This window comes from Sodalis sp. CWE, assembly GCF_019646055.1.
Classification (GTDB): domain Bacteria; phylum Pseudomonadota; class Gammaproteobacteria; order Enterobacterales; family Enterobacteriaceae; genus CWE.
In genome coordinates, this window is record NZ_JAESFE010000002.1 from 113,860 (window position 1) to 140,513 (window position 26,654).

17 protein-coding genes and 2 tRNA genes are annotated in these 26,654 nt (G+C 31.9%); 6 read left to right on the plus strand and 13 right to left on the minus strand.

The genetic code is table 11. The annotated features are described in order from the left end of the window. Window positions 1-238: 238 nt before the first annotated feature. On the minus strand, window positions 239-940 hold the full coding sequence (gene tsaB / locus JK145_RS02685; protein WP_370627594.1) for a tRNA (adenosine(37)-N6)-threonylcarbamoyltransferase complex dimerization subunit type 1 TsaB: 702 nt from the start codon (window positions 938-940) through the stop codon (window positions 239-241). A 573-nt stretch (window positions 941-1,513) separates the two neighbouring features. Here tsaB and pabB point away from each other — a divergent pair. From pabB to cspE, 5 genes are all read left to right on the plus strand, one after another. Beyond that, on the plus strand, window positions 1,514-2,884 hold the full coding sequence (gene pabB, locus JK145_RS02690) for an aminodeoxychorismate synthase component I (RefSeq protein ID WP_220665338.1): 1,371 nt from the start codon (window positions 1,514-1,516) through the stop codon (window positions 2,882-2,884). A gap of 651 nt (window positions 2,885-3,535) precedes the next feature. Then, window positions 3,536-4,510 (plus strand): PTS mannose transporter subunit IIAB, encoded by a 975-nt coding sequence (manX, locus tag JK145_RS02695; protein WP_220665339.1) that lies wholly within the window; start codon window positions 3,536-3,538, stop codon window positions 4,508-4,510. A gap of 85 nt (window positions 4,511-4,595) precedes the next feature. Beyond that, on the plus strand, window positions 4,596-5,411 hold the full coding sequence (locus JK145_RS02700) for a PTS mannose/fructose/sorbose transporter subunit IIC (protein WP_220665340.1): 816 nt from the start codon (window positions 4,596-4,598) through the stop codon (window positions 5,409-5,411). Window positions 5,412-5,424: 13 nt separating this feature from the next. Continuing rightward, complete coding sequence (locus JK145_RS02705; protein WP_370627589.1) at window positions 5,425-6,288, plus strand: PTS mannose transporter subunit IID; 864 nt, start codon at window positions 5,425-5,427, stop codon at window positions 6,286-6,288. A 637-nt stretch (window positions 6,289-6,925) separates the two neighbouring features. Further along, window positions 6,926-7,135 (plus strand): transcription antiterminator/RNA stability regulator CspE, encoded by a 210-nt coding sequence (gene cspE / locus JK145_RS02710; protein WP_220665342.1) that lies wholly within the window; start codon window positions 6,926-6,928, stop codon window positions 7,133-7,135. A 181-nt stretch (window positions 7,136-7,316) separates the two neighbouring features. On the opposite strand, the gene htpX is transcribed toward cspE, so the two are convergent. Together htpX and ftnA are read right to left on the minus strand one after the other, a co-directional pair. Beyond that, on the minus strand, window positions 7,317-8,204 hold the full coding sequence (gene htpX, locus JK145_RS02715) for a protease HtpX (RefSeq protein WP_220665343.1): 888 nt from the start codon (window positions 8,202-8,204) through the stop codon (window positions 7,317-7,319). A 394-nt stretch (window positions 8,205-8,598) separates the two neighbouring features. Further along, a complete protein-coding gene (gene ftnA / locus JK145_RS02720; protein ID WP_220665344.1) occupies window positions 8,599-9,090 on the minus strand; it encodes a non-heme ferritin in 492 nt (163 codons plus the stop codon). 1,014 nt (window positions 9,091-10,104) lie between these two features. On the opposite strand from ftnA, the gene JK145_RS02725 reads away from it, so the two are divergent. Continuing rightward, a tRNA-Thr gene (locus JK145_RS02725) sits at window positions 10,105-10,177 on the plus strand. A 357-nt stretch (window positions 10,178-10,534) separates the two neighbouring features. On the opposite strand, the gene JK145_RS02730 is transcribed toward JK145_RS02725, so the two are convergent. The 10 genes from JK145_RS02730 to JK145_RS02775 form a co-directional block, all read right to left on the minus strand. Beyond that, complete coding sequence (locus JK145_RS02730) at window positions 10,535-11,473, minus strand: ABC transporter substrate-binding protein (protein ID WP_220665345.1); 939 nt, start codon at window positions 11,471-11,473, stop codon at window positions 10,535-10,537. Window positions 11,474-11,515: 42 nt separating this feature from the next. After that, window positions 11,516-12,286 carry an ABC transporter permease gene (locus tag JK145_RS02735; protein WP_255555812.1) on the minus strand — a complete coding sequence of 257 codons (771 nt, stop codon included), beginning with the start codon at window positions 12,284-12,286 and terminating at the stop codon, window positions 11,516-11,518. Continuing rightward, a complete protein-coding gene (locus JK145_RS02740) occupies window positions 12,270-13,013 on the minus strand; it encodes an ABC transporter ATP-binding protein (RefSeq protein ID WP_220665346.1) in 744 nt (247 codons plus the stop codon). The genes JK145_RS02735 and JK145_RS02740 overlap by 17 nt, the downstream gene beginning before the upstream one ends. Before the next feature lie 450 nt (window positions 13,014-13,463). Further along, window positions 13,464-13,539: transfer RNA gene (locus tag JK145_RS02745), tRNA-Asn, on the minus strand. Window positions 13,540-14,486: 947 nt separating this feature from the next. Continuing rightward, the gene (locus tag JK145_RS02750) at window positions 14,487-16,241 is read right to left on the minus strand and encodes a SmdB family multidrug efflux ABC transporter permease/ATP-binding protein (RefSeq protein WP_220665347.1); all 1,755 of its coding nucleotides are present in this window, start codon (window positions 16,239-16,241) and stop codon (window positions 14,487-14,489) included. Continuing rightward, window positions 16,241-18,010, minus strand: coding sequence for a SmdA family multidrug ABC transporter permease/ATP-binding protein (locus tag JK145_RS02755; RefSeq protein WP_220665348.1), 1,770 nt, complete (start codon window positions 18,008-18,010; stop codon window positions 16,241-16,243). The genes JK145_RS02750 and JK145_RS02755 overlap by 1 nt, the downstream gene beginning before the upstream one ends. A 2,122-nt stretch (window positions 18,011-20,132) precedes the next feature. After that, window positions 20,133-22,502: an endopeptidase La gene (gene lon / locus JK145_RS02760; RefSeq protein WP_220665349.1), complete on the minus strand. Its 2,370-nt coding sequence runs from the start codon at window positions 22,500-22,502 to the stop codon at window positions 20,133-20,135. 226 nt (window positions 22,503-22,728) lie between these two features. After that, the gene (gene clpX, locus JK145_RS02765; protein ID WP_220665350.1) at window positions 22,729-24,009 is read right to left on the minus strand and encodes an ATP-dependent protease ATP-binding subunit ClpX; all 1,281 of its coding nucleotides are present in this window, start codon (window positions 24,007-24,009) and stop codon (window positions 22,729-22,731) included. Between the two features lie 129 nt (window positions 24,010-24,138). Then, the gene (gene clpP / locus JK145_RS02770; protein WP_220665351.1) at window positions 24,139-24,768 is read right to left on the minus strand and encodes an ATP-dependent Clp endopeptidase proteolytic subunit ClpP; all 630 of its coding nucleotides are present in this window, start codon (window positions 24,766-24,768) and stop codon (window positions 24,139-24,141) included. Between the two features lie 1,416 nt (window positions 24,769-26,184). After that, window positions 26,185-26,337, minus strand: a complete 153-nt coding sequence (locus tag JK145_RS02775; RefSeq protein WP_220665352.1) for a hypothetical protein — start codon at window positions 26,335-26,337, stop codon at window positions 26,185-26,187. Window positions 26,338-26,654 lie beyond the last annotated feature (317 nt).

Consider the following 26,654-nt stretch of genomic DNA (forward strand, 5'->3'; position numbering starts at 1 on the left):
GAATCTATAAAGTTATAATTCAAATTTTTGATTATCTTAATGATAAGAACACTTTGTGAAACGAAAAATATGAAGGAAACAATACTTCAATATCGTATGAAGTTTCATTTTTCCCTTATTTTTAAGTAGTTAGACTTTATCATAAAAAAAATAAATTTTTCCGTTGCAACATTCAAAAAAAAATAAAAAATCTACTAAGTGGATTATTCTTTTTGCATTAATGCTCTTGCTCAATTTTTTATGTTATTTCTTGTTGAAACAAATAAGACAATTCCGCACACCATGCTGTTTTAATTTTACCATGACGATAATCACTAATTGCTAAAGGTAGCATGTCTATTGCGTTTGGAAATAACGATTTTCCTGAAATTAAAGTACACTTATTAAATGATTGATTTAATTTTTTACAATAAAAAAGATTCGAATAAGATTGCCAAGCTGTTCCAGCAGTTGCCCAACAACCAGTTAATCTCTCTCTAAGAGATTCTACAGTTTTCTTCCATGGTACTATTGATTCGTTTTCTTTCTCAATCCAAGTATTTTCTTGTCGCTGATATGAAGCCCAATAAACCTTATCGTTGATGTAAGTATTCATTGCAACAAGTACTTGACAAGCACCAGTTTGACGCCAAGCGCCTTCTGCTAAAGTAGCAAGCGTAGATATACCAATTAGTGGAAGATCGGCTCCCATAGCAAGTCCCTTTGCAACACTGATACCTATGCGCATACCGGTAAAGTTTCCTGGACCACGACTAAATGCTAATGCGTTAAGATTGTTAAGTTTGATACCAGCTTCTGTTAATAAGCTATTTACCATAGAAAGAATGTGTTTTGTATGTTGACGTGGTGAAAGAGTAAATCGTTTTATTAAAATATCCTTATTGATCTTTAATGCAGCAGAACAAGCATCAGTTGCTGTGTCAAAAGATAAAATTCGGATCGACATTTAAATTTACCGTAGTTCAAATTGACTTTGCTTAACAGTTTAATAAAAATTAAAAAAATATATTTATCGAAAATAACTAACTCGGATAATCACTCACTTTAAAAAATTAAATTATTTTAACTTAAACATGCAAAGACATGAATCTCAACAGAATACTAAAAATTAGCCATTCCTTGTTAAGGAGAGAGAATCTATTTATTTACTATATAAAACATACATTATCATCTTTCTATATCAGTTCTAAATAAAAAAACATTCATTTCTCATTTTTGCATTGTTTTATTATCTTACGCTTTTAACCCATTTATTATTAGCTTTCTATCACAAGTCGCATTTTTATAGACGGTAGCATAAGTATAAATAGTTCTTCATTTCATCTAACCATCGTAATAAATGAAGTTTAAGAATACACATTTTTTACTTAAATGGTGTTACATCTAATTTTTAATTAAATTTATCAAATCTTTACAAAAGGCAAGGTTGCTTTTGCAGCAAAGGAAAATTACAATCTAACAATGAAAGAAAATACAACTTGGTATTCAAAATAAATAATTTTATAATCGTATCATGTATCCTCAATTAACAACATTACCATATCAACAAGATGCCGCTTTACGCTATTTTGCATCTTTCGCTAATAAACCCTGGTCAATGTTATTGCATTCCGGTTATAGCGGTCATTCCAGTAGCCGCTACGATATTTTTGTGGCTTTACCAGAAGTTACTCTTATAACATATAATGGAGTTACTAGGATTTGTTCTGGAAACGAATGTAAGTGGAGTAAAGATGACCCTTTCTTATTAGTACAAAAGCAATTAGAAAAAATGCACGGGATAGTACCTGTTAACAATGAGTTACCGTTTCAAGGAGGAGCGCTTGGATTTTTTAGTTACGATCTTATCCGTAGTATTGAAATTTTACCTGCGCTTGCAAAAAACGATCTTTCTCTACCGGAAATGGCGATTGGAATTTATAAATGGGCAGTAATAGTTGATCACTTCCGTCGTTTAGTAACTTTAGTTAGCTACGATAAAAGGATAACATCTTCTTTATTAACTCAATTAACTGCTGAAATATTTCTATCGCCAATGCCATTTAATATTCTTGATAATTGGAAGCTCAATATGAGCCGCAGTGAGTATAGCGATAAATTTTTTCAAGTACAAAGACATTTGCTAGCGGGAGATTGTTACCAAGTGTGTTTGTCTCAACGTTTTAGTGCTCCTTATAGTGGAGATGAATGGACAGCATTTCTTCATTTGTTAACTTACAATCAAGCGCCTTTTTCAGCGTTTATTCGTTTAAAGGAACATATAGTTATTAGTTTCTCGCCGGAGCGTTTCTTGCATGTTCAGCATGGAAAGATTCAGACTTGTCCGATCAAAGGAACACTACCCCGTCTTAAAGACATTGATGAGGATCATCAGCAAGTTTTTCATTTAGTTAATTCTGCTAAAGATCAAGCAGAAAATCTTATGATAGTAGATCTATTAAGAAATGATATTGGTCGTGTAGCTAAGCCAGGAAGTGTACATGTACCATCTTTATTTAAAATAGAAACGTATGCAACAGTACACCATATGGTTAGCACTATTAGTGCTGTCTTACCTAAAAATCGTACTCCTTGCGATCTTCTACGCGCTTGTTTTCCTGGTGGATCTATTACAGGTGTACCTAAGATAGAAGCAATGAAAACCATCGAAAGATTAGAACCACAAAGAAGAAGTGTCTGGAGCGGAAGTATTGGTTATATTAGTTATTGCGGAACAATGGATACTAATATTGCTATCAGAACACTATTAGTTTTAGATCAACATGTTTACTGTTCTGTTGGAAGCGGTCTTGTTGCTGACAGTAACGAAAAAAAAGAGTATCAGGAGATATTAGCAAAAGCTGCGTCATTGCTACCTCTCTTAAAGAGGTTGAATCATGTCTAGCTTATACAATACACTTAATGTACTAAAGATATTTAAGTGCTCATGTTGTTTTTTAATTGATTTGATATTGTAATTTCTGTCCATTTGGACCTATCAAATAGGATCACAAACGCAATAATAATTTATTTTTTAATGTGCTCCACATATCTATATAAATATGTGTATCATAAATTATTTTTTATAAAGTTAAAAATCATGTCTTCCTTCTTAAGGAGAAGGATTTTTAATATATATAATTACTGATAATGGTTGTTAAGAAACAATCATATAAACAGTATCATTTAGTAAACAAACAATACATTTTGTCAAAAAATTTACTGCATAAGGAGGTACCCACGTAACCTCATTTTTGTTGTTATATAGCATGAAATTAACTTCTTCTTAAGAAGAAGATTGTTTTATTTGTCACTTTTAAAAAAATTTTTTTAAAGTTCTTTCTTTGTTGAATAAAGAAGTTTTCTCTTCTTATTAAAGAATAATTTTTGTTTCTGTTTATGGTTGAAATTAACGACCCAAAAAGCACTTGGAATAAAAAATAAATATCATTTTTAGATATTTTTTATTCGTTTTCATAAGAAAAGTTAGCTTCATTTTGGTTACTTAATCCAATTTCTTAGATATTTGGATGCATTTTTTAAAGGAGGTGTTTAGGTGAGTATTGCTATTGTTGTTAGTACTCACGGATCAGTAGCTACACAACTGCTAAAAACAACCGAAATGATTTTGGGAGTACAAAATAATTTTTCTTGTGTTGACTTCTTTTCAGAAGAAAATACCGAAATTTTAGCTAAAAAATATTTTGCTGAGCTAGAAAATCTTGATACTAAAGAAGGAGTATTATTTCTTGTAGATATTTGGGGTGGAACTCCGTTTAATGCTGCAAGTCAAGTCATCTTTAATAAAAAGAATTACGGAATTATTACTGGTGTAAATATTCCTATGTTAATAGAAATTTTTATAACTCGTGACGATCATTCAACTTTTCATGAGCTTATGAAAATTGCAGTAGCAGCTGGACGTTCTGAAATCAAAGCGCTAGAAACAACTTCTCAGTTTAAAAATGAATCTTCTGTTGTTTCCACAACATTAACGTCAGATAAACAGATTAAAGATTTGACTGAAAACAATCATGAAGGTCATATGAATATTGTTTTAGTTCGCATTGACGATCGTTTGATTCACGGTCAAGTAGTTACTCGTTGGGCAAAAGAAAGCAATGTTAAACGTATTATTGTTGTTAATAATGAAATTGCTCTAGACTTGTTACGTAGTAATTTGATTAAACAGGCATCACCTCTTGATATTAAAGCCCATGTGGTTTCCATAGAAAAAGCGATTCGTGTTTACGAAAATCCAAAATATGCCAATGAACGTATTATGTTTTTGTTCACTAAACCGGAAGATGTTTTACATTTTATAGAAGGAGGTGTTACTATTAATTCAATTAATATTGGTGGTATGGCCTTTTATCAAGGTAAAATTCAAATTAATAATGCTATTTCTGTAAACGAAAAAGACATTGAAGCATTCAAAAAACTTGACGCTTTGGGAATTGAACTGGAAGTTCGCAAAGTTCCTAGCGATTCTCCATTAAAATTGATGGATTTAATTAAAAAAATTAGATAACTAGTATAGTTTCTCAAATTTTTTCACAGTCCCATAGATAGCTTTAGAAGCGCTTAGAGGAATTGCATATTTAAAGAGGAAGTATATGGAGATTACTACACTTCAGATTACGCTAATATTTTTTATTGCATGCATCATTGGTATAGAATCAATTCTTGATGAATTTCAATTTCACCGTCCACTTGTAGCTTGTACCTTGGTTGGCTTAGTGCTTGGGGATATAAAAACTGGTATCATTGTAGGCGGAACATTGGAAATGATTGCGTTAGGTTGGATGAACATTGGTGCTGCAGTAGCACCAGACGCTGCTCTAGCATCTATCATTTCCACGATCCTTGTTATTATAGGTAATCAAAGTATTGGAGCCGGCATTGCTCTTGCAATACCATTAGCTGCTGCCGGTCAAGTTTTGACTATTATCGTTCGTACTATAACTGTTGCCTTTCAGCATATTGCAGATAGTATAGCTGAACGTGGAAACTTGACAGCACTAAGTTGGATTCATATTTTAGCGCTATTACTCCAGGCTATGCGTATTGCTATTCCAGCATCGATTGTTGGTGTATCAATTGGTACAGAAACGGTTCATAACGCTCTCAATTCAATTCCACCAGTTATTGCTAATGGATTAAATATAGCTGGAGGAATAATTGTAGTTGTTGGGTATGCCATGGTAATTAACATGATGCGTGCAGGTTACTTGATGCCATTTTTTTATCTTGGTTTCGTTGTAGCTGCTTTTAGTAGCTTGAATCTGGTAGCGTTAGGAATCGTTGGTGTGATTATGGCTATTCTTTACATTCAACTTAATCCGTATTATTTTCAATTAAACGAGAGTAAAAATTCAAAAATAAGTGTTAAAAACAATCTAAATAATAATATTGATAATGAATTGGATTAATCTGGACAAGAACGTGAAAAAAAAAACTAGTTTTACAACAACTTTAAATAGAAAAAAAATAACATCCAGTGACATAAGAAATGTTTTTATTCGTTCTAATCTTTTTCAAGGCTCTTGGAATTTCGAACGTATGCAAGCGCTTGGTTTTTGTTTTTCTATACTTCCAGCGATTCGTCGTTTGTATCCAGAAAATAACAAAGAACGAAAACAGGCAATTAAACGCCATTTAGAGTTTTTTAATACACATCCTTATGTGGCAGCGCCAATTTTAGGTGTTACCATAGCTATGGAAGAAAAGCGTGCTAATGGTGATGATATTGATAATGCTGCTATTAATAGTTTGAAAGTTGGCTTAATGGGTCCATTAGCAGGTGTTGGCGATCCAATATTTTGGGGAACAATGCGGCCAGTTTTTGCTGCTCTTGGTGCAGGAATTGCAATGAGCAGTGGTAGTTTATTAGGTCCAATATTATTTTTTATTTCCTTCAATACGGTTCGTCTTATTGTTCGTTATTATGGTTTAACATACGGATATTATAAAGGTATCAATATAATAAAAGATATGGGTAGTGGTTTTCTTCGAAAACTAACAGAAGGAGCGTCTATTCTAGGTTTATTCGTAATGGGAGCATTAGTCAATAAGTGGACTCATATCAACATTCCGATTACAGTATCTCGTACTACTGATGCAAATGGACAAATTAACATTACAACTATCCAGTCTATTCTTGATCAACTGATGCCAGGTATAGTGCCATTACTTCTTACCTTTGGATGCATGTGGATATTACGACGTAAAATTAACGCTTTATGGATTATTACAGGTTTTTTTATAGTAGGAATTTTTGGTTATTGGACGGGATTTTTGAGTTTATAAAACAAGTAATTAAAAATATTTAACTTTCTTTTATAAAGAAAAAGATCCTTAACTAAATTGCCTTAGTCGCTCTTTTTTCTATATTTCAAATAGATATGATGAAAATAGCCAATGAAGTTAATTATTGCACGTAAAAATGACTTTTTATAAAAACGTTCATATCATACAAATAATTTATTATAAAATTGCATACTAATTTCGAAAAATTATAGTTTTTTCTTTCTTTAAAAAAAGAAAATAAAAAACTATTTGTTAAGCTATTTATCGAGAATGTTTATTCAAGAAACTGCTCACATATTGACCTCTTGAATAAGAAATTTACGATATTTGTATTTAATAAAATTTTATTTAGAAAACAAATTAAATTTTGATTTGATTAAGATTGACTCTATAAAAATGATTTGCCATTATTTATAGAGTATGTAACAGCAGTAAAAAGCTAAGAAAAACGAAATAGAGTTCTGTAATATGAGTGGCATTTTTAGTTATGAGTAGCCTTTTTAGTAAAGGAAGTTTCGCATGTAAGAAATTACGTTGCAGACCACTTCTTTGCCGATCACTATCTTAGCGTCTCAAACAGTGACAACTCCATTTGGCTCTATATCATCAATTAAACATTTCAAAGGAAACTAAAAAGATGACAAAGATCAAAGGTCAGGTAAAGTGGTTCAACGAATCTAAGGGTTTTGGTTTTATTACTCCTATTGATGGAAGTAAAGATGTATTCGTTCATTTTTCTGCTATTCAAGGAAATGGATTTAAAACTCTAACTGAAGGCCAAGAGGTTGAGTTTGAAGTTCAAGATGGGCAAAAAGGGCCTTCAGCAGTTAATGTAATAACTTTATAAGACGACCGTATTATTCGTTCTTTTCTTAAAAGAAAGAAAACTTAGTAAAACAAATGCGGTTTTTTACTTAAACCGTTAATCGCTAAATCCCTGCCAGTTAGTCGTACAGATAAAAAAAGAAAGATTGGTAGGGATTTGCTCATATTGAAAATTTTTTCAAAAACTAAAAAATTTTTGAGAATTATTTTAAATAAATCCCAGAGCGAAGTGCTTCAATGCGTTTATCTAGCGGTGGGTGGGACATGAACAATTCACCAATAAACGTTTTATTTCTTTTTCCATTAATGCATAGGGCCATTAAACTTTCAGCTTCTTGTGGTTCAAGACTAGTTTTTAATCGTTCTAGAGCTGCGATCATCTTTTTACGGCCAACTAGTTTAGCTGAACCAGAATCAGCATAGAATTCTCGATAACGTGAAAACCATAATGTAATAATATTCGCTAATATACCAAATGTTATTTCCAAAACTGTAGAAACGAAAAAATACACCATTTGACTTCCATTATTATTCTCTTTTTCATTACGACTCGAAGATGCAAATCCTGATGCAAGTTGCGCTAGTGCGCGAGACAAAAAAATAACAAACGTATTTACTATTCCTTGAATTAGAGTCATTGTAACCATATCACCATTAGCAATGTGACTAATTTCGTGTGCAATTACTGCTTCAATTTCATCATGATGCATATTTTTTATAAGACCGGTGCTGATAGCTACTAAGGAAGCATTACGACATGGACCTGTAGCAAATGCATTAATATCATCTGCTTGATATAAAGCGACCTTTGGTGTAGAGATATGTGCTTTTTTAGCATTTTGATTTACAGTACTAATTATCCAGCTTTCAATTTCATTTTGAGGTTTCTTAATTATTTTTCCATTAACTAAACGCAAAGCTGTAGATTTTGAAATTAACAATGAAAAAAAGGATCCACCAAAGCCAAACAATCCAGCTATAATCATCATTCCAATTATACTAGAAGGTTGAAACTGAGTGAAACTCAATATAATACCAAATACTGTCATAACAGCCAAGTTAGTAAGCAAAAATAAAGCCATGCGCATCATAGATTTCAAGTCCTCTAAAAATTTATTCTAAGATGTCCAGAAAAATTAACCTAAGGCATATATTCAAATTTCAAGATAGTTTACGTTATTATAAATAATATTTGTCAACAAATTCACAGCAACCAATATCAGTTAGTTTTATAGAGAAATTTTTAGTTGATCATTCAATATATAGTTCAAATACAAAAGAAAAATTTATTGGTAATAACTTTATTTTGAGTAAGCAATTAAATCCAAAATCTTTGAAAGATTGAAGAATTATACCTTATTTTTAGATAAGTCCTTATTAAAATAAGGATTGACTATTCGTTGATTAAAAATTTTACCAAAATTGAGGTTGTTTTTTTAAGTTGATTTAAAAAATCGAATTTTTTCTATAAAATTAATGCAATTATTATTTTGTTACGTTTTTTAGATCTCGATCAATGAAAAACAAACCATTTGCTTCAATATTGACCAAAGAAATCTTATCAAGAATAGACTTAAATACTTTTTCTTCTTCGTGTTGTTCAGAAACAAACCATTGAAGAAAATGAAATGTTGAATAATCTTGAAGAGATATTGCCATATGAACCAATCTGTTAATTTTTTCAGAAATCATTTTTTCGTGTTCATAAGAAAATTTAACTAGTTCAGTTAAAGAAGAAGCTAAAATCAATGGCTTTGCGACCGCTTCTAATTCTGGCATACTTCCAGAATCACTCAAATAATCGAAAAATCGTCGCATATGATTCATTTCTTCATTAGAGTGTGTTTTAAAAAATTGACTGACACCATTTAGTCCTTTCCCTTTGCACCAAGCGCTTATTTGAAGATAGAGATTGGAAGAAAATAACTCAATATTTAGTTGTTTGTTAAGTTTATCGGTCATTTCTTTTTGAATCATTAGTTGTCTCCTTGTCAGGAATTCTGTCGTTTTACGTTATGTTAAGTTGATAATAACAAAGAAAGATAAAAAGATCTATTTATAGTAAATATATAATAATTGATTTTGACTACCGTGATAACATAAGAACATATTATAATGTTCTATGATAGAAAAATAAATTATCAGTAAATTAGTTAGTTTATATCACTAAATATATTTAGTTTTAGATGCATGAGTGTTTATGCATTGCTGATAATTTTCTATTGGAATGTGTTTAAAAAATTTTTTGAATAAAATGAATAAAAGAAGTTTATGGCACTATTTATAGTTTATAAATTAGTATTCACTTTTAGAAGGTTTCTCTAGTCAAATGAATAACTTCAGATCAGTAAAATATGAAAATTTTACCGAATTGCTAAGGATTTCTTAAGAAAGAAGTACTATTATGTTATAGTTTTGATAAAACTAATTAAAAACAGTAGTTGCCACCATTGAGATTTTGTGTCTTAAGTTATCAAAAAAAACAATTGTACATTAGCATTTTTTAATATAAAGTTCTGATCCTTAAATCAATATATGAATTTTTCTCTATTGTGTCTATTGTTTTATAAAACATGTTAATTCTCATAGCTTTTTCCTTAACTTAAGGCTTAGCTAAACACTTTTTAGCAATTCATCTAAGTTTTTTAGAATTTCTCTAGCTAAAGAATTAATTCAAAGAAAATCTAATAAGATCTGGAAATATATTAATTATGATGTATAGAGTTAAAAGAGACACATAATTAAAATTTAAAAACATCTATCAATATTTTGTTATTCTTTTTATTTTCTTCTCTTTCAAAATTTCAAAAAGTTTCTTAATTTTGACACAAGAATAGATTGTAGTACAATGTCAGCATTAGTAGTAGATCATTAAGATTCTTTTTGATTTATTAGACGCTTGCGAAGATTTTTTAGTTGATTAGTTATTTGGTTTTTTATAAGATTGATGTGTAGTTTATTCACTGCTACTGCTGATATGATTTTATCACGGCCGACATAGCTCAGTTGGTAGAGCAGCGCATTCGTAACGCGAAGGTTATAGGTTCAATCCCTATTGTCGGCACTTAACTAAATCAAACAAGCATCATACGTATCTTAAATTAATTTCAATTAAACTGAAAATTAAGGTGAACTTAAGTAAGTATTAATTATTAAAATTAATGAATTCTTTCAGAAATTCAGTACTCTGAATGTAGAAATTTAATTTTTAAATGATCTTTTGCTTAACTGATTTAGTTTTTTCTAAATTAAATCATCGGGACATGTCGTTCATTTTATATCGATTTCTTTCTTTTTATTACTCTATAGATAATAGTTAATTTAAACAATTCATCCTTATTATTTTTCAATTCAAATAAGTTTCCTAAATCTTTACAGTCAAATATTCAGAAAAAGTTTTTCCTCCTTTCCTTTTAAGGTCTTATTTATTTTGTTTGTAGATATAGTTTGCAATAGTTTGTCTTTTAGAGATCAAGTGATTCTTAGCAAGAAACTCATGATAAGCTTGATATCGCTTTAAATCAAAGCGCATTGGATCGCGTCTAAAAAGTGGAATTGTCTCATTCCATGCAAGTCGAAAAAACGTACTATCTAAACTAGGGTACTTTTTTGCAAAGAGCTGCCAACTATCATTTGGATTAGATAATAGATAATTAATGCCATTTTCAAGAGCAATAAAAAAACGGTCAATGTTTTGTTTTTTTAATGTTCTTTTGTTTGCAACAATAATCAGTTCATCATAAACTGGTACACCGTAATCTTCAACGTTGAATAATATTGGATTTTCACCACATTGTTTTAGGGCTAAAACCTCAATGTTACGATATCCGCCAATTATTGCATCCACTTTTTTTGCTATTAGCGCATGAATTAATTGAAAATTGACATTGACCATTTTAACATCTTTTATACTCAAACGATTGTGGCGCAACATGGTGTCTAATATCGTTTCTTCTAAACCACTAACTGAAAATCCAATTTTTTTCCCTTTTAAATCAGACAGGGAGCGAATTTTTTTATCTAAAGTTATTATTGTATTGAGCGGGGTATCTATGAGAGTTCCTACGTGTATCAAGGGAAATCCTTGATCAATATAGAAATGTAATTGCGGTTGATAGGTGATAGCTAGATCAGCTTTTTCGGCAGCTACTAATTTCATTGACAAGGATGGATCAGATGGAGAAATGATCTCAATATCAAGATTTACCGCTTTAAAAGCACCAATTTGTTGTGCAATTACTATTGGCGCATGATTTGGATTAATATGCCAGTCTAAAACTAATGTAATTCGATCTATAGCACGTACATCAAAAACTGTAAAAAATAAAATTATTATTGTGTTTTTGATTATTGTAATCATTGTTGATTTTTTCGGGATTATAGTGCATATAAAATTGTTTATTTATGTTTTTTCCCAAAAAATGAAATGTTTTATTAATCTATTAAATAGATTCCATAAAAACAGTGTTATTAAAATAAGAATAAAAATAGCAGCAAAACATAAATCGGTTTGCATGCGCGCATTAGCGTTAAGCATAATATAGCCAAGCCCTTTTGCCGACCCGACCCATTCTCCAATAATAGCCCCAGTAGGTGCGGAAGCAACAGCCATACGAATTCCAGAACTAAAAGCTGGAAGTGCAGCCATGAGGCGAACGTGACGAAACTGCGTATAAGACGATGCTCCTAGAGTAATCGCTAAGTCTAAGTAATCACTGTTCACACGACGTAATCCATCAAAGAAAGAAGATGTTACCGGAAAAAAAATAATAAGGGACGTCATCGCTATTTTAGCGCTCATGCCGTACCCAAACCACAACACTAGCAAAGGAGCTAAAGAAAGAGCTGGAATTATTTGGCTGATTAACACAACTGGAACTAACCAATGTTCTAAAACAGGAAAAAAGATCATTCCTATTGCTAGTAAGCTTCCTAGTAAGATACCAATTAATAGCCCTGCTATCATTTCCAATACTGTAATAAGGCCATGATGAGCCAGCGTATAACGTTCGTGCCACAGTGCCAGCAGTACTGATTTTGGAGTAGGTAAAAGAAATGAAGGGATATCGCTCAAAGTAATAAGCCACCATAAGAACAATAAAACAATAGCTACTACTATATTTTGATATCCAAAGCGGATAATACCGTAATAAACATTATTCTTCACCATCATTCAATTTCTCTATTAACCAATGCATAATTATTCTTTTTTTATCATACATCAAAAGATCGTCTGAAATTCGTGGCGGTTCTCCATCGAGAAAAAGATCAGAATTAAATCTTGCAGGATTTCCAACTAAGAACCTTAAACAATGTCCTAAAATATAAGCTTCTTGAGGATCATGAGTGATAAGAAAAACAGTTCTTTTAGAAAGAAGCTTTGCAGAGAGTATTTGAATTTTTAAACGAGTTAGTGCATCAAGAGATGAAAATGGCTCATCCATTAAAACCACTGGACGACGTTCGTAAATTGTTCTAGCGAGTGCTGCTCGTTGACGCATTCCTCCAGATAGTGTGGAAGGAAAACTTTTTCCAAATTTATCTAGACCTACTTTATTGAGTAGATAACCAGCCCAATCATCTTCACATTTTTCCCTACGAAGGCGTGCTCCAATTGTAATATTTTGTTTTACTGTCAACCAAGGATAAAGTAAGTCGTTTTGACTCATGTAGGAACATCGACCGAGAAGTGGCAAACCATCAGTTCCGCTTATAATTCCTGAATCAGGTTTTATCAAGCCTGCAATAATTTTTAGCAAACTGGTTTTTCCTACCCCACTAGCTCCTAGTACAACAGTACATCTACCAGTTGATAAAGAAAAACTTAAATTATCAAAGATAACTTGATTTTTCCATCGTAGTGCTAAATTTTGCACTATCACTCCAAGCGAAGATGACATTATACTTATCTGCTAACAGCCATGACTTATTTGAATTCAAACTGGAACCTGGTTTTCTAGATAACTATAAGAAAAAACTTTTTAAAAAAATTATTGTGTAATTACTGATTTAGTTGAGATCAATATCACTGATTAACTATCAATCTATTTGATTTAATTAGATGTTAAAAAGTATTTTTTACATATTTCAAGATTTAATTCATCCTTAATTGTATTATTTTACTGGGTTTTTACTCAATTAACTATTTGTTTATTATCCTTTTATAGGAGTTGATTGTCTTTCAAAAAGATAAAAGCAAAACAAATTTTGTTAGCACTTAAAATATTTTAAGCCAGAGTAACTTGAATTTTAAAATTCAATGGATACTTCATAAGTATGAAGATAAGAAACTCTATTAAAATAAATTTTTAGAAAAAATTCCGTCTTTATAAAAGAAAGAACTTTTAAGGTGGCTCCTCTGACTGGATTCGAACCAGTGACATACGGATTAACAGTCCGCCGTTCTACCAACTGAACTACAGAGGAACTCTAGGCGTATAATAACAGGGGTTAATAATCTTGTCAAAGCTAACAGTATAAAAATACAATTTAATTGCTTAATAAGTTTTTTGTTATGTTAGATAACAATGAGCAATCTAGATGTCAATTTAGAATTAATTTTTTCGATAAAAATACTTTGAAATTTTATTACTCAATAAGATTACATACAATTTTTTTTTAAAAAATTCTAATATTATTAGATGTATTTTAACTACACCTTATCATCTCTGTATGTGGATTATTGATTTTTATTAAACTTGGTTTATATGTACTCTAAATTAACAACAGTCGGTTTATTTTTTTTGAAAAATTTCATTAATTGAAAAAATATATAAAATTATTTTGAGCCTTAATATTTATATTCTTTTTTTATTGAAAGAAATCTCTATCTTTTTTTAGAATTTAGAGTAAATCGCTATTTTAGCAGGCTAATAATTGAAATTTTTATTTAAAAATTTCATTATGACAAGTGAATCTAACTTAGAAGTTAAGAATCTTAAATAGATAACTGTAAGTATCATCTGGTAAGTAAAATCTATTATTCAGTCAGTGATACTAAGCAAAAAAATTAAAATAGGTAATTTTTTAGTTGTTCTCATTAAAAATGATAGTTTGCAAAAATTGCAAAATTCTTTTCTAGAATTGGAAGTATGTATGATGAAGCGATGATCTGAATATAATTTCTTTTTAATTTTAATTTAAAATTGATTAACCTTTTAACCAAATTTAAACGGCAATTAATAGACTATTTCCTCTTTTTTATAAGTTGTTTCTTCTCTAAATCAAAATTAAGCTTCCCGAAAAAATTTCTCTTTTTTCTTAAACAAAGCAATTTAGAAACAAAAAATCTTGAAAAGAAAAATAAGAACGTGAAGAAAATTTACATGTTTTATAATTATTTCTTTGAAAAGAAAGAATATAAAGTTTAACTATTAAATATGTAATGTTTGCCCAACTTGCTGTAATTGGTACATTTGATAATAATGTCCTCTGGATTCTAATAAGGATGCATGAGTACCTTGTTCTACTGCTTCTCCTCGATGTAAAACAAGAATCTGATCTGCATCGACTATTGTGGATAATCGGTGGGCGATCACTAAAAGTGTCGTATGTTGTCTTACCGCTTGTAAGGTACTAGCGATTGCCTTTTCAGTGCCAGAATCAATATTAGCGGTAGCTTCATCTAAAATTAGTATTACTGGCGTAAATACGAGAACTCGTGCTAAGGATAAAAGTTGTTTTTGACCGACCGACAGTGTGTTGCCTTGTTCACCAAGCTCAGCATAAAGACCTCCAGGCAATGTATGCACTAACTTTGCTAATTTTACTTGCTCAAGCGCATTCCATACTTGACTTTCACTAATTTTTCTTCCAAGTGTTATATTAGCATAAACGGTATCAGCTATTACGATTGGATCTTGTTGAACCATTGCTATTCCTTGTCGTAATACCCGATGGGTAAGCGTTTCAATTGGTCTTTCATCTAAAAACAACATTCCTTTTTCTACTGGATAATGCCCCATTATAAGACTAGCTAAAGTACTTTTTCCACTACCAGTGTGCCCTACTAAAGCGAAAAAGCTTTTTGAAGGTATTGTCAGAGAAACTTGACGCAGAACAGGTGTTCCATTATAACTATAAGAAAATTTAAGATTATTTAATGTAATAGACCCTCTTCTAAGCAGTCGGTCATCTGATCCATAATGTTGTTCAGGTCTATCTATTAACTCAAAAATACGTTCACCAGCTGCCGCAGCTTGTTGCATAATAGTCTGTCTAGACGTAAGCTCAATAAGGGGTTCATTTAATCGACCAAGGTAGTTGATAAACGCATAGAGAATACCAACACCAATTGATCCTACAGAACTAAGGCTAAATAACAATAATATTCCGCATAAAATAAGCGAAAAGAGCAAGCTGAGCATTGGACGTAATAAATAACCTTCTAATCGAAGAGTTGCCATACGAGCCTGAAGATGAGCGTAACTTGCAAGTTGAAGTTTATCGCCAAAACGACGCTGCTGACGAAATTGTTGAATAACTTCCATACCATTGATAGCTTCTACGAAACTATCGTTGATGTCAGCAATGTAAGATCTTTGTTGTCGTACAATAGGAGTGCTATAGTGTTGATAAAGCCACATTACTATAATGACAATAGGAAATAAAGCTAATGAAATACATGCAAGTCGCCATTCTAACAAAAACATTGAGATTAACATTGTGCCTATTAATACCATACTACGAAGAATTGAAGTAATTACCATAATGTATAAATCTTTTACTACTTCTGTATCATTAGTAACTCTAGAAATAAGTTGTCCAACAGGTTGTTCATCAAATACGCTGAGTGGTTGGCGTAGGGCAGCGTCCATGGCTTCAATTCGTAATTGTTGAATAACACGTAGCGCGGTGCGATTAAATAATAATGCATGGTTATAACATAAAGCGGCTGAAAGTATTTGAAGCATAACAAAAACGACAACTAATTCTGTTATTATCTTGAGTGAAATTTTTTTTTCTGGCAAAATGTAATCAATAAAATAACTAATCACTATCGGACCAGTGACTTCTGCAACCGAAGCAATCCATAAAAGTAGGATTGCTAATATTAAAGATTTTTGATGTGGCTGAAGATAAGTTAATAATCGCTTTAGAGTTGGCCATAAGCTAATCCAATTCTGCATTATATAGCTCCATTTTTATGGTAAAAAGTTTCTTCTAATACAGTTTCTAGTTGTTGATAATGGTACATATCCTGGTACCATCCTGGTTGTTGTAGCAGAGAGAAATGATCACCTCGCTGTCTAATTCGGCCTTGTTTAAGTACAAGAATCTCGTTTGCTCCTTGTAGGGCAGATAACCTATGAGCGGTAATAATTACTGTACGATGATTGATGAAACTTCGTAGATTTTTTAATATACAGTGTTCTGTGCGACTATCAACAGCTGAAAGAGCATCATCCAAGACAAGAATTTCTGCTTCTAATAATAGCGCTCGAGCAATAGCTAATCTTTGTTTCTGACCACCAGAAAGAGTGATACCACGTTCACCAACTTTTGTTTGGTATCCTTTTGGAAGAAGCAAAATATCTTCATGAACACACGCCAATTGAGCCGCTTTTTCGATTTGTTGAATTGTTGCGGTCGGACGGCCGAGAGCAATATTACTGGCAACAGTATCAGAAAATAAAAAAGGAGTTTGACTCACCACTGCAAGTCTATCTCGCCATTTATCAAGAGTTAAAGTAGTCAATGGTAAATTATGAAAACGTATCTCCCCCTTGCTAATATTAAATTGTCGCAGGATAAGCGCAAGCAGTGTGCTTTTGCCGGCGCCAGTAGGACCACAAATTCCAAGCATATTACCTGGAGCTAAAGTGAGATAAATGTTCTGTAATGCAGGATTATTATAAGTATGTGGATAGTAGAATTCTTCTATTGCTATATTTAGAGATCCTTGCCCTTTTGGAGGAGATAAGGTACCATCCACGACTTCTGATTTTTCTTCTAAGGTTTGACGGATACGGCTATAAGCGGCACTACCACGTTCAACAATGTTAAACATCCAAGCCAAAGCAAGCATTGGCCAGATCATTAAACCAAGATACATAATAAAACTAGTTAACTGACCAAGTGTCATAACGCCACGGATTACCATCCAACTTCCTCCTCCGACTGCTAATAAATTGGATAGTCCAATCGATAGATAAATAGTAGGATCAAAACGTGCATCAATTCTAGCTACATACATATTTTTTTCACTAGCTTTTAAAGCAGTAGTAGTAAAACGAATTGACTGATATTGTTCTAGCCCAAAAGATTTAATCATACGGATACTAGATAAATTTTCTTGAGTCTGGTTGTTCAGCGAAGAAAAAGCTTCCTGTGCTACGCGAAAGCGTTGATGCAACAGTTGCCCATCACGTTTAATAATTAAAGCCATAATAGGCATTGGAAGCAAAGCAAATAAAGTTAATTGATAATTGATTTGAAGAGCCATAATAAGTAAAACTGAACATCCCATTACTAATGAATCAACTAGCGTTAGTACACCTTCTCCAGCTGCAAAAACTACACGATCAACGTCATTAGTAGCACGTGCTATCAAATCTCCGGTTCGGTAGCGGAGATAAAAGCTAGACAATTGTCTGCATAACAGGTGATATAATCGGTCTCGCAATTCTACTGCTAATCTATAAGCAGCGCCAAACAACAAGATACGCCAGATGTAACGTAATATATATACTAATGTTGCTGTTGCGGCCATAATTCCAAGCCAGAGTGCTAATTGACGTCTAGTAGCTTGGCCAGTCACTACATTATCAATAATGATGCCGACTAGATAGGGAGGTACTAGCTGTAATAACGCGATAATTATTAATAGTGTTATGGCGCCTAGATACTGTTGCCATTCGCGACGAAAAAACCAACTTAACTGTGCAAATAATCTCACGAAATGTTATTCCATGGCATACAAGTGAGATCAGTTACACTGAGTAATAATGTTTTGCATGATTTTTTATACCTTTCATAAAGAATTAATTTTCAATCAAATTGAAACGTTTTAAACGCGTTAACTTCTTGATCTGTTAAGTAAATTTTTTAAAAAGCACCATAGTTTTAATTAGTTCAAAATAGAACAATTAAAATTTAATAATATTAGGTATCATATTTTCGTTTAAGCGATCAAAACTTTTTCGAAAAAAATACATTTCACTAAAAATAAATAATCCACACTCTCTCTATTAGAGGTATTTTTAAATTAAAAACCATTATTTGAACAATAAATACTATTTAAGTAATTATATAAACTGCAAAACCTTTAAAAGGAAAATTTCTACTTAAAAAAAATTATTTTCACTTTTTTCTTTTTAACTTTCTAAATTTCCGTCGAAGAAAGATTTTATCAATTTAATTTATATTTTTTATTAGTGTTTGTTTTTGGTTCTCTAAAAAGGATTTTCAATCTTTACAAAGAGATTAATTCTTTTATGTTTCTTTTATCGAGTAGATAACTTTTATTAGGTTATTATTTATTGAAATATTTCAAATGAATTTTTGAATAAAAAATTGGTATCAACATTTAAAAAAATTCAATTTTAAAAACTCTCTCTCAAAAGAGAGAAGCTAAATTAATCACGAAAATCAATAGTATTCGATTTAATTTTTTAATCCCATAGTTTTTTCTAAAAAAACAAGATTAGATTATGAATCCTTATCCCTTAAATAGGGAAAGTAGTTTTTCGCATCTTACCAAACCTTCTATTTTTTCTTTCTTCATCTATCTAAAACTCCTTCTGGATCTTTGTTTTGTCTGATCAAAGCTGCAAAATAATTTTACAAATTAACAAGGACAATTTTTTTTCGATAAAAAGATAACCGGAATTTCATAACGTTTTATTTTTATTTTCTTTTTCAAGAGAATCTTTATAAGATAATACTTTATGATGAAATTTTGAATGCAAGTTTTCTTTCAGTGTTAAGTTTAAACTTAGGTTTTTTAAAAAATGTGCGAACAAGGCGCCTACTAATAGATCAAAAGCACCATCGATCATACTTTAGTTTAATTAATCTATAAGTTGTTTTTATTTTATTGCTAGTCGCGCATGGATAGTATTATTGATAATAATCAGCATAGCGCCTTAATAAGAATTAAAAAAAAGTAGTAGCTATCCATTTGAATGCATAATCAAAAAATCTACCAGAGCAAAAAAGTTGTTATTTTGATAGTATAAAGAGTAGTTCCTGCATTTCATTATTATCTAATAAATATACTATCGCTGAAGATTATCCAATCACATTCTCATTTGGTTATTTAAGACTGTATTTTCAACTGAACTAATTTTTTAGTTTGTTTCTTTTGGTAAAGCACTTTATCGAAAAAGTATACATTATCGTTTTAGATACATTAGTTTTCCTTGAAAAAGAAAAAAATAATCAAAATAGTTCTTATAAAAATCAAAGCTTCATCTTTCTCTTTGAGAAGAAGATGATTTCTACTCAATTACACTCTATCCAATCGGCTTATTTAATTTCTTTAAAGAGTTTCACTAAATTAACCAATGTTAACTTTTCTCTCTGAAAGAGTAAGAAAAAATTAAAATTTTTTTGGTGTTAAAAATCAGAATCGGCTGTATTCGTTTTCAATAATTATTGGAATTTTTACTGTCATTTATTACAATGTTACACAATTATTGATTGGAGAATTAATTTTAAATATTCACATTTACAGCTTTGATTTTTCTCCACCGAAGGTTGCTTACGATTGCATTTTTATCATGCATTAATTAGTGTAATGTTTATCCTTATTAAAAATTATTGGCTTCCCTTGAAATTAAATGTTCTAAGTTTGTTTTGTGAATTCTTCTTCATGAAAGATTCTAATTGAGTGTAGTTCGGTAAAAGCAATTTTTTTATGGAGGTAAAACACTTATTTCGATTATTTTCTTTAATTAGATAGTCTTCCAGATAAATATTAATCTGCTTGATATCAATATATTAGTTGATAGTTTAGTTAAAAAATTTTATTGCGGTACGTAAATATTTATTTCGTACGCCTCTTTCAGTTGATTGTGTCAAAAGTTAGATTGAGATATTCCCTTTGAGATTAAAGGAAAACTTTGTAGAGAAAGACGCAGCACTTCATCAATATGCTGTACTGGATGAATATCCAGATCGTTGATTAAATTTACTGGCAGTTCTTCTAAATTTCGTTTATTTTCGAATGGAATCAGCACTGTTTTTATGCCACCACGACGAGCTGCTAGCAGTTTTTCTTTTAAACCACCGATAGGCAATACCTGACCGCATAGTGTAATTTCACCGGTCATTGCCAAATTAGCTTTGACTGGATTTTTTGTCAAACAAGAAACCAATGCAGTACACATTGCGATTCCGGCACTTGGACCATCTTTGGGCGTCGCCCCTTCAGGAACATGAACATGAATATCGCTTTTTTCATAAAAGTCAGGATTGATACCTAATTTTCCAGCACAAGCTCGAACCACAGTTAATGCTGCTTGAATGGATTCCTGCATTATTTCTCCTAGTGAACCTGTATAGGTCAACTTTCCCTTTCCAGGAACGCATGCGGTTTCGATAGTTAGTAAATCTCCTCCAACTTCAGTCCATGCTAAACCAACAACTTGTCCAATACGATTTTTTTTCTCCGCGCGTCCATAATCGAAAAGTTGAACCCCTAAGAATTCCTTTAAGTTATCCACGTTAATAAACGTGTGTTCTTTAATACTTTTATTGCCATACATGAGCAAAATTTTAACTACCTTTCGACATATTTTAGAAATTTCGCGTTCCAAACCGCGAACCCCAGCTTCGCGAGTATAATACCGAATTATTCCTTCTAGTGCGCTGTCGTCTATGGTTAACTCGTTCTTTTTTAGAGCATTTTGCTTAAATTGCTTTGGCAACAGATGTTGCTTTGCAATATTAATTTTTTCATCTTCTGTGTAACCTGATAAGCGAATTATCTCCATACGATCGAGCAATGGAGCTGGGATATTTATTGAATTTGAAGTAGCAACGAACATTACTTCAGAAAGATCATAGTCCACTTCCAAATAATGATCATTGAAAGCAGAATTTTGTTCTGGATCTAACACTTCTAATAAAGCTGAAGCTGGATCGCCACGCATATCAGAAGATATTTTATCAATTTCATCAAGAAGAAAAAGAGGATTTTTTACTCCAATCTTGGACATTTTTTGTATTAACTTACCCGGCATCGAACCAATATAAGTACGACGATGTCCACGAATTTCTGCTTCGTCACGCATACCACCAAGTGCCATACGTACATATCGCCGACCGGTAGCTTTAGCGATGGACTGCCCAAGAGAAGTTTTTCCTACACCAGGCGGCCCCACTAAGCACAAAATAGGTCCTTTAATTTTTTTAATTCGACTTTGTACTGCTAAATACTCTAGAATTCGATCTTTAACCCGATCAAGTCCATAGTGATCTTTATCTAAAGTGTTTTTTGCTTGAATCAAATCTTTCTTTACCTTGCTACGTGAGCGCCAAGGTACTGATAACATCCAATCAATATAGCTTCTTACTACAGTTGCTTCAGCTGACATTGGGGACATCATTCTCAGTTTTTGCAACTCCGCCTCAACCTTTCCTCTAGCTTCTTTCGGTAATCTTGCTGCATCCATTTTTTGTTTTAACGCTTCATTTTCATCTGGTACATCATCCATTTCACCTAGTTCTTTTTGGATTGCTTTCATTTGTTCGTTTAAATAATATTCGCGCTGACTTTTTTCCATCTGTTTTTTCACGCGATTGCGAATTCGTTTCTCTACTTGTAAAAGATCAATCTCTGATTCCATCACTGCCATTAGATATTCAAGTCGATCCATTACATTAGCCATCTCTAGTACTGACTGTTTATCAGCTAATTTTAAAGGCATGTGGGCAGCGATAGTATCGGCCAAGCTAGCCGCATCATCAATGCTGTTTAATGAGGTAAGTACCTCGGGAGGAATTTTTTTGTTTAATTTAATATAACTTTCAAATTGACTAATAGCAGTGCGTACTAAAACTTCCTGCTCACGTTCATCGAGGGCTGGAGTATCAAAATAATCCGTTTCAGCGCTAAAATAATCACCACTGTCCGATAGCTGTTTAATTCGAGCTCGAGCCAATCCTTCCACTAATACTTTTACTGTTCCGTCAGGTAGTTTAAGCATTTGTAAAATAGATGATACAGTTCCAACTGAAAAGAGATCATTAACGCTGGGTTCATCAGTCGACGCCTCCTTTTGAGCTACTAACATAATTTTTTTATCATTATCCATGGCTGCTTCAAGACATCGAATTGATCTTCCTCGTCCAACAAATAGGGGAATAACCATGTGTGGATAAACCACCACATCACGTAAAGGCAATACAGGAATTTCAACGCGTTCGGAAGACTCCGGGTTCATAGAGTTCTCTCTTAGTCAATAGATTTGTAGAATCTGTAAAACTCAATTTAGCCAGACAAATTTCATAAAAATATGAAACATAACTTATGCAAGATTTTGCATCATCTCAGACTAGAAATATGGGGCTAATTTGTTCACATTCAACAGTGTTTATTAATAGAACTCCATCTTTGGAGACCTTAGATTACAACGATAGGAAATAGATATTTTTAATTGTTTATTGTTTTTACTCTTTGGTTGCTTGTTGTGTTTTACGGCATTTACCGTAAATAAGTAATGGTGTCGATTGATTAGAAATAACTGCTTCATCAATTACTACTTTTTCTACTTTATCCTTGGAAGGAAGTTCATACATGGTTTCTAGTAACGCGTTTTCTATAATTGAACGAAGGCCACGCGCACCTGTTTCCCGAGCTATAGCTTTTTTAGCGATAGCTTGCAAAGCTTCGTTGTGAAATTCTAATTCTACACCTTCAAGATTAAATAGTGCCTGATATTGCTTTGTTAATGCGTTTCTTGGTTCTCGTAAAATTTGAATAAGCTCCTTCTCGCTTAATTTATCTAAAGTGATGACAATTGGTAATCTTCCAACGAACTCAGGAATCAAACCAAACTTAATTAAGTCTTCTGGTTCGACTCGTGCGAAAAGCTCATTACTATTTATTTTTTCAGAAATTTTTTCTAAATTAGCGCCAAAACCAATACTTTTGTTTTTTTCAATACGTTGTTCAATTACTTTATCAAGACCATCAAAAGCCCCACCGCAAATAAAAAGAATTCTTGTAGAGTCTACTTGTAAAAATTCTTGTTGAGGATGCTTACGACCTCCTTGAGGTGGTACTGCAGCCACAGTTCCTTCAATGAGTTTCAGAAGAGCTTGCTGCACCCCTTCTCCAGAAACATCTCGAGTAATAGATGGATTATCTGATTTACGGGAAATTTTATCAATTTCATCGATGTATATGATTCCGCACTGAGCTTTCTTTACATTAAAATCGCATTTTTGCAGTAGTTTTTGAATAATGTTTTCTACATCCTCACCTACATATCCAGCTTCAGTCAAGGTAGTAGCATCCGTCATAGCAAACGGTACCTCTAAAAAACGAGCCATTGTTTCTGCTAGCAAAGTTTTTCCACTTCCTGTAGGTCCAATTAGTAATATGTTGCTTTTTCCTAATTCAACACCGTTATTAACGTGATTGCTTTTTAAGCACTTATAGTGGTTGTAAACTGCTACAGAGAGCACTTTTTTTGCCCTTTCTTGACCAATAACATAATCATCTAAGTGTTGTCTGATCTTGTGGGGCGTTGGAATTATATTATTCTGATAATGCGAAGAAATTTCTCTCATTTCTTCGCGAATGATATTATTGCATAAATCAACACATTCATCGCAAATATATACAGACGGTCCAGCAATTAATTTTTTTATCTCGTTCTGGCTTTTACCACAGAAAGAACATTGTAACCATTTTTTTAAATCGTCATCCTTGCGTTTATCTTTCATGTGAACCTCAGGATATACAGTATTTGTAAAAATAAATATTGATTTTCGAACACGAAAAGAAACATTCTTACACGATAGTATTCTGTTGGCAAAGCTATAATTTTTACTCAAGTTTATTTTTAGAAAATTTTAAGTGCGTTGACTCAATATGAAATCTGCTAATCCATAACCTACAGCCTCAAAAGCAGAAAGAAAGCAGTCACGCTCGGTATCTCTTTTTATTTCCTCAATAGTTTTTCCTGTATGTTTTGCCATTAATTCGTTCATTCGTGTTTTGGTTTTTAAGATTTCACGAGCATGAATTTCGATATCAGTCGCTTGTCCTTGGCAACTACCTAAAGGTTGATGAATCATCACTCGCGCATTGGGTAAGCAAAAACGTTTTTTCTTAGTTCCAGCGGCTAATAGAAATGCTGCCATTGAGGAAGCTTGCCCAATACAAAACGTACTGATTTCAGGTTTAACAAACTGCATAGTATCGTAAATTGACATTCCAGCTGTAAATGTTCCCCCTGGTGAGTTAATATATAAATGGATATCTCTCTCTGGATTTTCGGCTTCTAAAAACATCATCTGTGCTACTATCAGATTTGCCATATGATCTTCAATTTGTCCAGTCATAAAAATGATACGTTCTTTTAGCAAACGTGAAAAAATATCATACGAGCGTTCTCCATGCGTAGCCTTCTCTATGACCATTGGTATTAAAAATGCAATGTTTTGCAAACAATTAAAATTATTATTAATATTTTGTAACATTATTCATTCTCCTAAAATAATCTATCTATAGAAAATATAGAGGTACATTCATTGAGAATTTTAAGTGATCGGTATAGCTTAACAAAATTATTTTAACCTTCCTCAAAAGAGGAAAATCATGGTGCCACAATAATCTATCAATATAGATTTGGAAAGATCACAAGATTTTTTCATTGTTTTTAACGCACTTTAACGCCTTCTTTAAAGGAAGTTACTTTTTATAGCAAAATCATAATTGTATGCAAGTAAGAAAACAGTTCTAAAGATTAGAGTCATCTGATTAACTTTGAAGGGATTTACAGGATCGCACCTTGTTTTTCATTCTTAGCTCTATATTTCTATTTTGCAATGGAAGGCATTTAATAGTATAAAAGGATCTAAAATTTGTTCAGAACAGACATTCTAGAAGCGACGTGAGTGAAATATATTCGATTATATGAAAATAGTAAAAATTAGAAAAACATAGTAATTTCTTTACTATTTCTCAGTTTTTTCGGTGCTTTATGGCTATCCTATTCTAGTTATATTACTATTGGGGTTGCGTGTTTGTTTTTTTCTTTTCTTTTTTTGATTTTTTGATGTCTGAACTTAGTACCGTTTTATTCTGTTACAATTTTTTTAGGCCAATTGAGATTGAAAAACCATCTTGTTTGTTAGTTAGGCATTTCAATTCTCTAAAATTGTCCGTAGCAATAAGAGTCTAGTCGAATGCTAAAATTATCCTTGACGCTTCGTGTATACATGTGTTTTTTCGTTATTTATTAACATTGATTATGAAAAAGATATGTCATTTATCTAAATATTATACGTATGATTATTTATCTGATTATAAACTTTTTCTACGGAGAGCAGAAGAGTTTCAAAAGGTTTATCATACACGAATAATCTTTCTATATTAAATGCAGAAATAAATTCCTAATTGTAAACTGCTTCCAAATTTTTTTGATGAATTTAAGTAAACTTTCAAGACTCACAGCGCCCGCACTATGCTTTATGCTAACTTAACTTAGGTCTATTATTTCTTAATTAGCTGCAGATTGCTCTTCATTTTTTTTGCAGGATTTCATGGAAAATAAGAGTGTGATTTGTATTACATATACCTGAAATTTGAAAGCAATATTTTTGTGGCATTATGAAATCTACATTATAGAGTTAGTTACTAGTATGTAATCCGTTTAAGTTGATTAATAGTAGTATTTACTTTCTTGTTGTTTTTAGTTACTAGTAATTAGCGTCTTAAAGTTTGACAGAAAAAGAACAACTGCAAAAGAAGTTTATACAAAGAAACCTTTATGCAAGCTTTTTAAAACTAAATGTTTATTTCTTGATCAATTGTTTTTTACAAATTTTCATAATTGTTTCTAGTCCAGGTAATCGAATTATCGTAGTGCTTGTCTTTTTAATGAAAAAATCTCTTCATATGTCCAGAGTATAAATCCTTCCAATTTTTGGTTGTTCATTGATGATATTGCCTAACCATCTATCATCAGATGAATTATGATTCACTAAAAATATAGCTAAATCGTTGCATTGAAGTTGTTTCTTTTCATTTTGAATCTGAATTGCCATTGATCTCCATGGTTTTTTTTAATTCTCCAACGAATATAGTGTGCGGAAAGTAAAAAAGAATAATTGCAATATTTTGCAAAATTCAGTTTTCGAAACTGAATTGAAAGAAAATCATTCAATGATGAAACTAGCAAGTGTTACTACTTGAAGTTCATCTACTATTATTTAAGATCATTTAGACAACTAGCACAAAGATGTATGTTATTAAGATATAGTGTCATAGTCTTTCTAGTTTAGATTGGCATTCTCTAGTTTTTCTTAGAGATTGGCCTTTGCGCTTTCCAAGTCAGTCCTTAATAAAGAAGAATTATAATATT

Coding starts and splice junctions, on each gene's coding strand:
- cspE (WP_220665342.1), top strand. CDS start 6,926: ATGACAAAGATCAAAGGTCAGGTAAAGTGGTTCAACGAATCTAAGGGT.
- JK145_RS02740 (WP_220665346.1), bottom strand. CDS start 13,013: ATGTCATCTTCGCTTGGAGTGATAGTGCAAAATTTAGCACTACGATGG.
- JK145_RS02775 (WP_220665352.1), bottom strand. CDS start 26,337: ATGGCAATTCAGATTCAAAATGAAAAGAAACAACTTCAATGCAACGAT.
- clpP (WP_220665351.1), bottom strand. CDS start 24,768: ATGTTACAAAATATTAATAATAATTTTAATTGTTTGCAAAACATTGCA.
- JK145_RS02750 (WP_220665347.1), bottom strand. CDS start 16,241: ATGCAGAATTGGATTAGCTTATGGCCAACTCTAAAGCGATTATTAACT.
- JK145_RS02730 (WP_220665345.1), bottom strand. CDS start 11,473: ATGATTACAATAATCAAAAACACAATAATAATTTTATTTTTTACAGTT.
- JK145_RS02700 (WP_220665340.1), top strand. CDS start 4,596: ATGGAGATTACTACACTTCAGATTACGCTAATATTTTTTATTGCATGC.
- clpX (WP_220665350.1), bottom strand. CDS start 24,009: ATGAAAGATAAACGCAAGGATGACGATTTAAAAAAATGGTTACAATGT.
- JK145_RS02735 (WP_255555812.1), bottom strand. CDS start 12,286: ATGATGGTGAAGAATAATGTTTATTACGGTATTATCCGCTTTGGATAT.
- lon (WP_220665349.1), bottom strand. CDS start 22,502: ATGAACCCGGAGTCTTCCGAACGCGTTGAAATTCCTGTATTGCCTTTA.
- htpX (WP_220665343.1), bottom strand. CDS start 8,204: ATGATGCGCATGGCTTTATTTTTGCTTACTAACTTGGCTGTTATGACA.
- pabB (WP_220665338.1), top strand. CDS start 1,514: ATGTATCCTCAATTAACAACATTACCATATCAACAAGATGCCGCTTTA.
- ftnA (WP_220665344.1), bottom strand. CDS start 9,090: ATGATTCAAAAAGAAATGACCGATAAACTTAACAAACAACTAAATATT.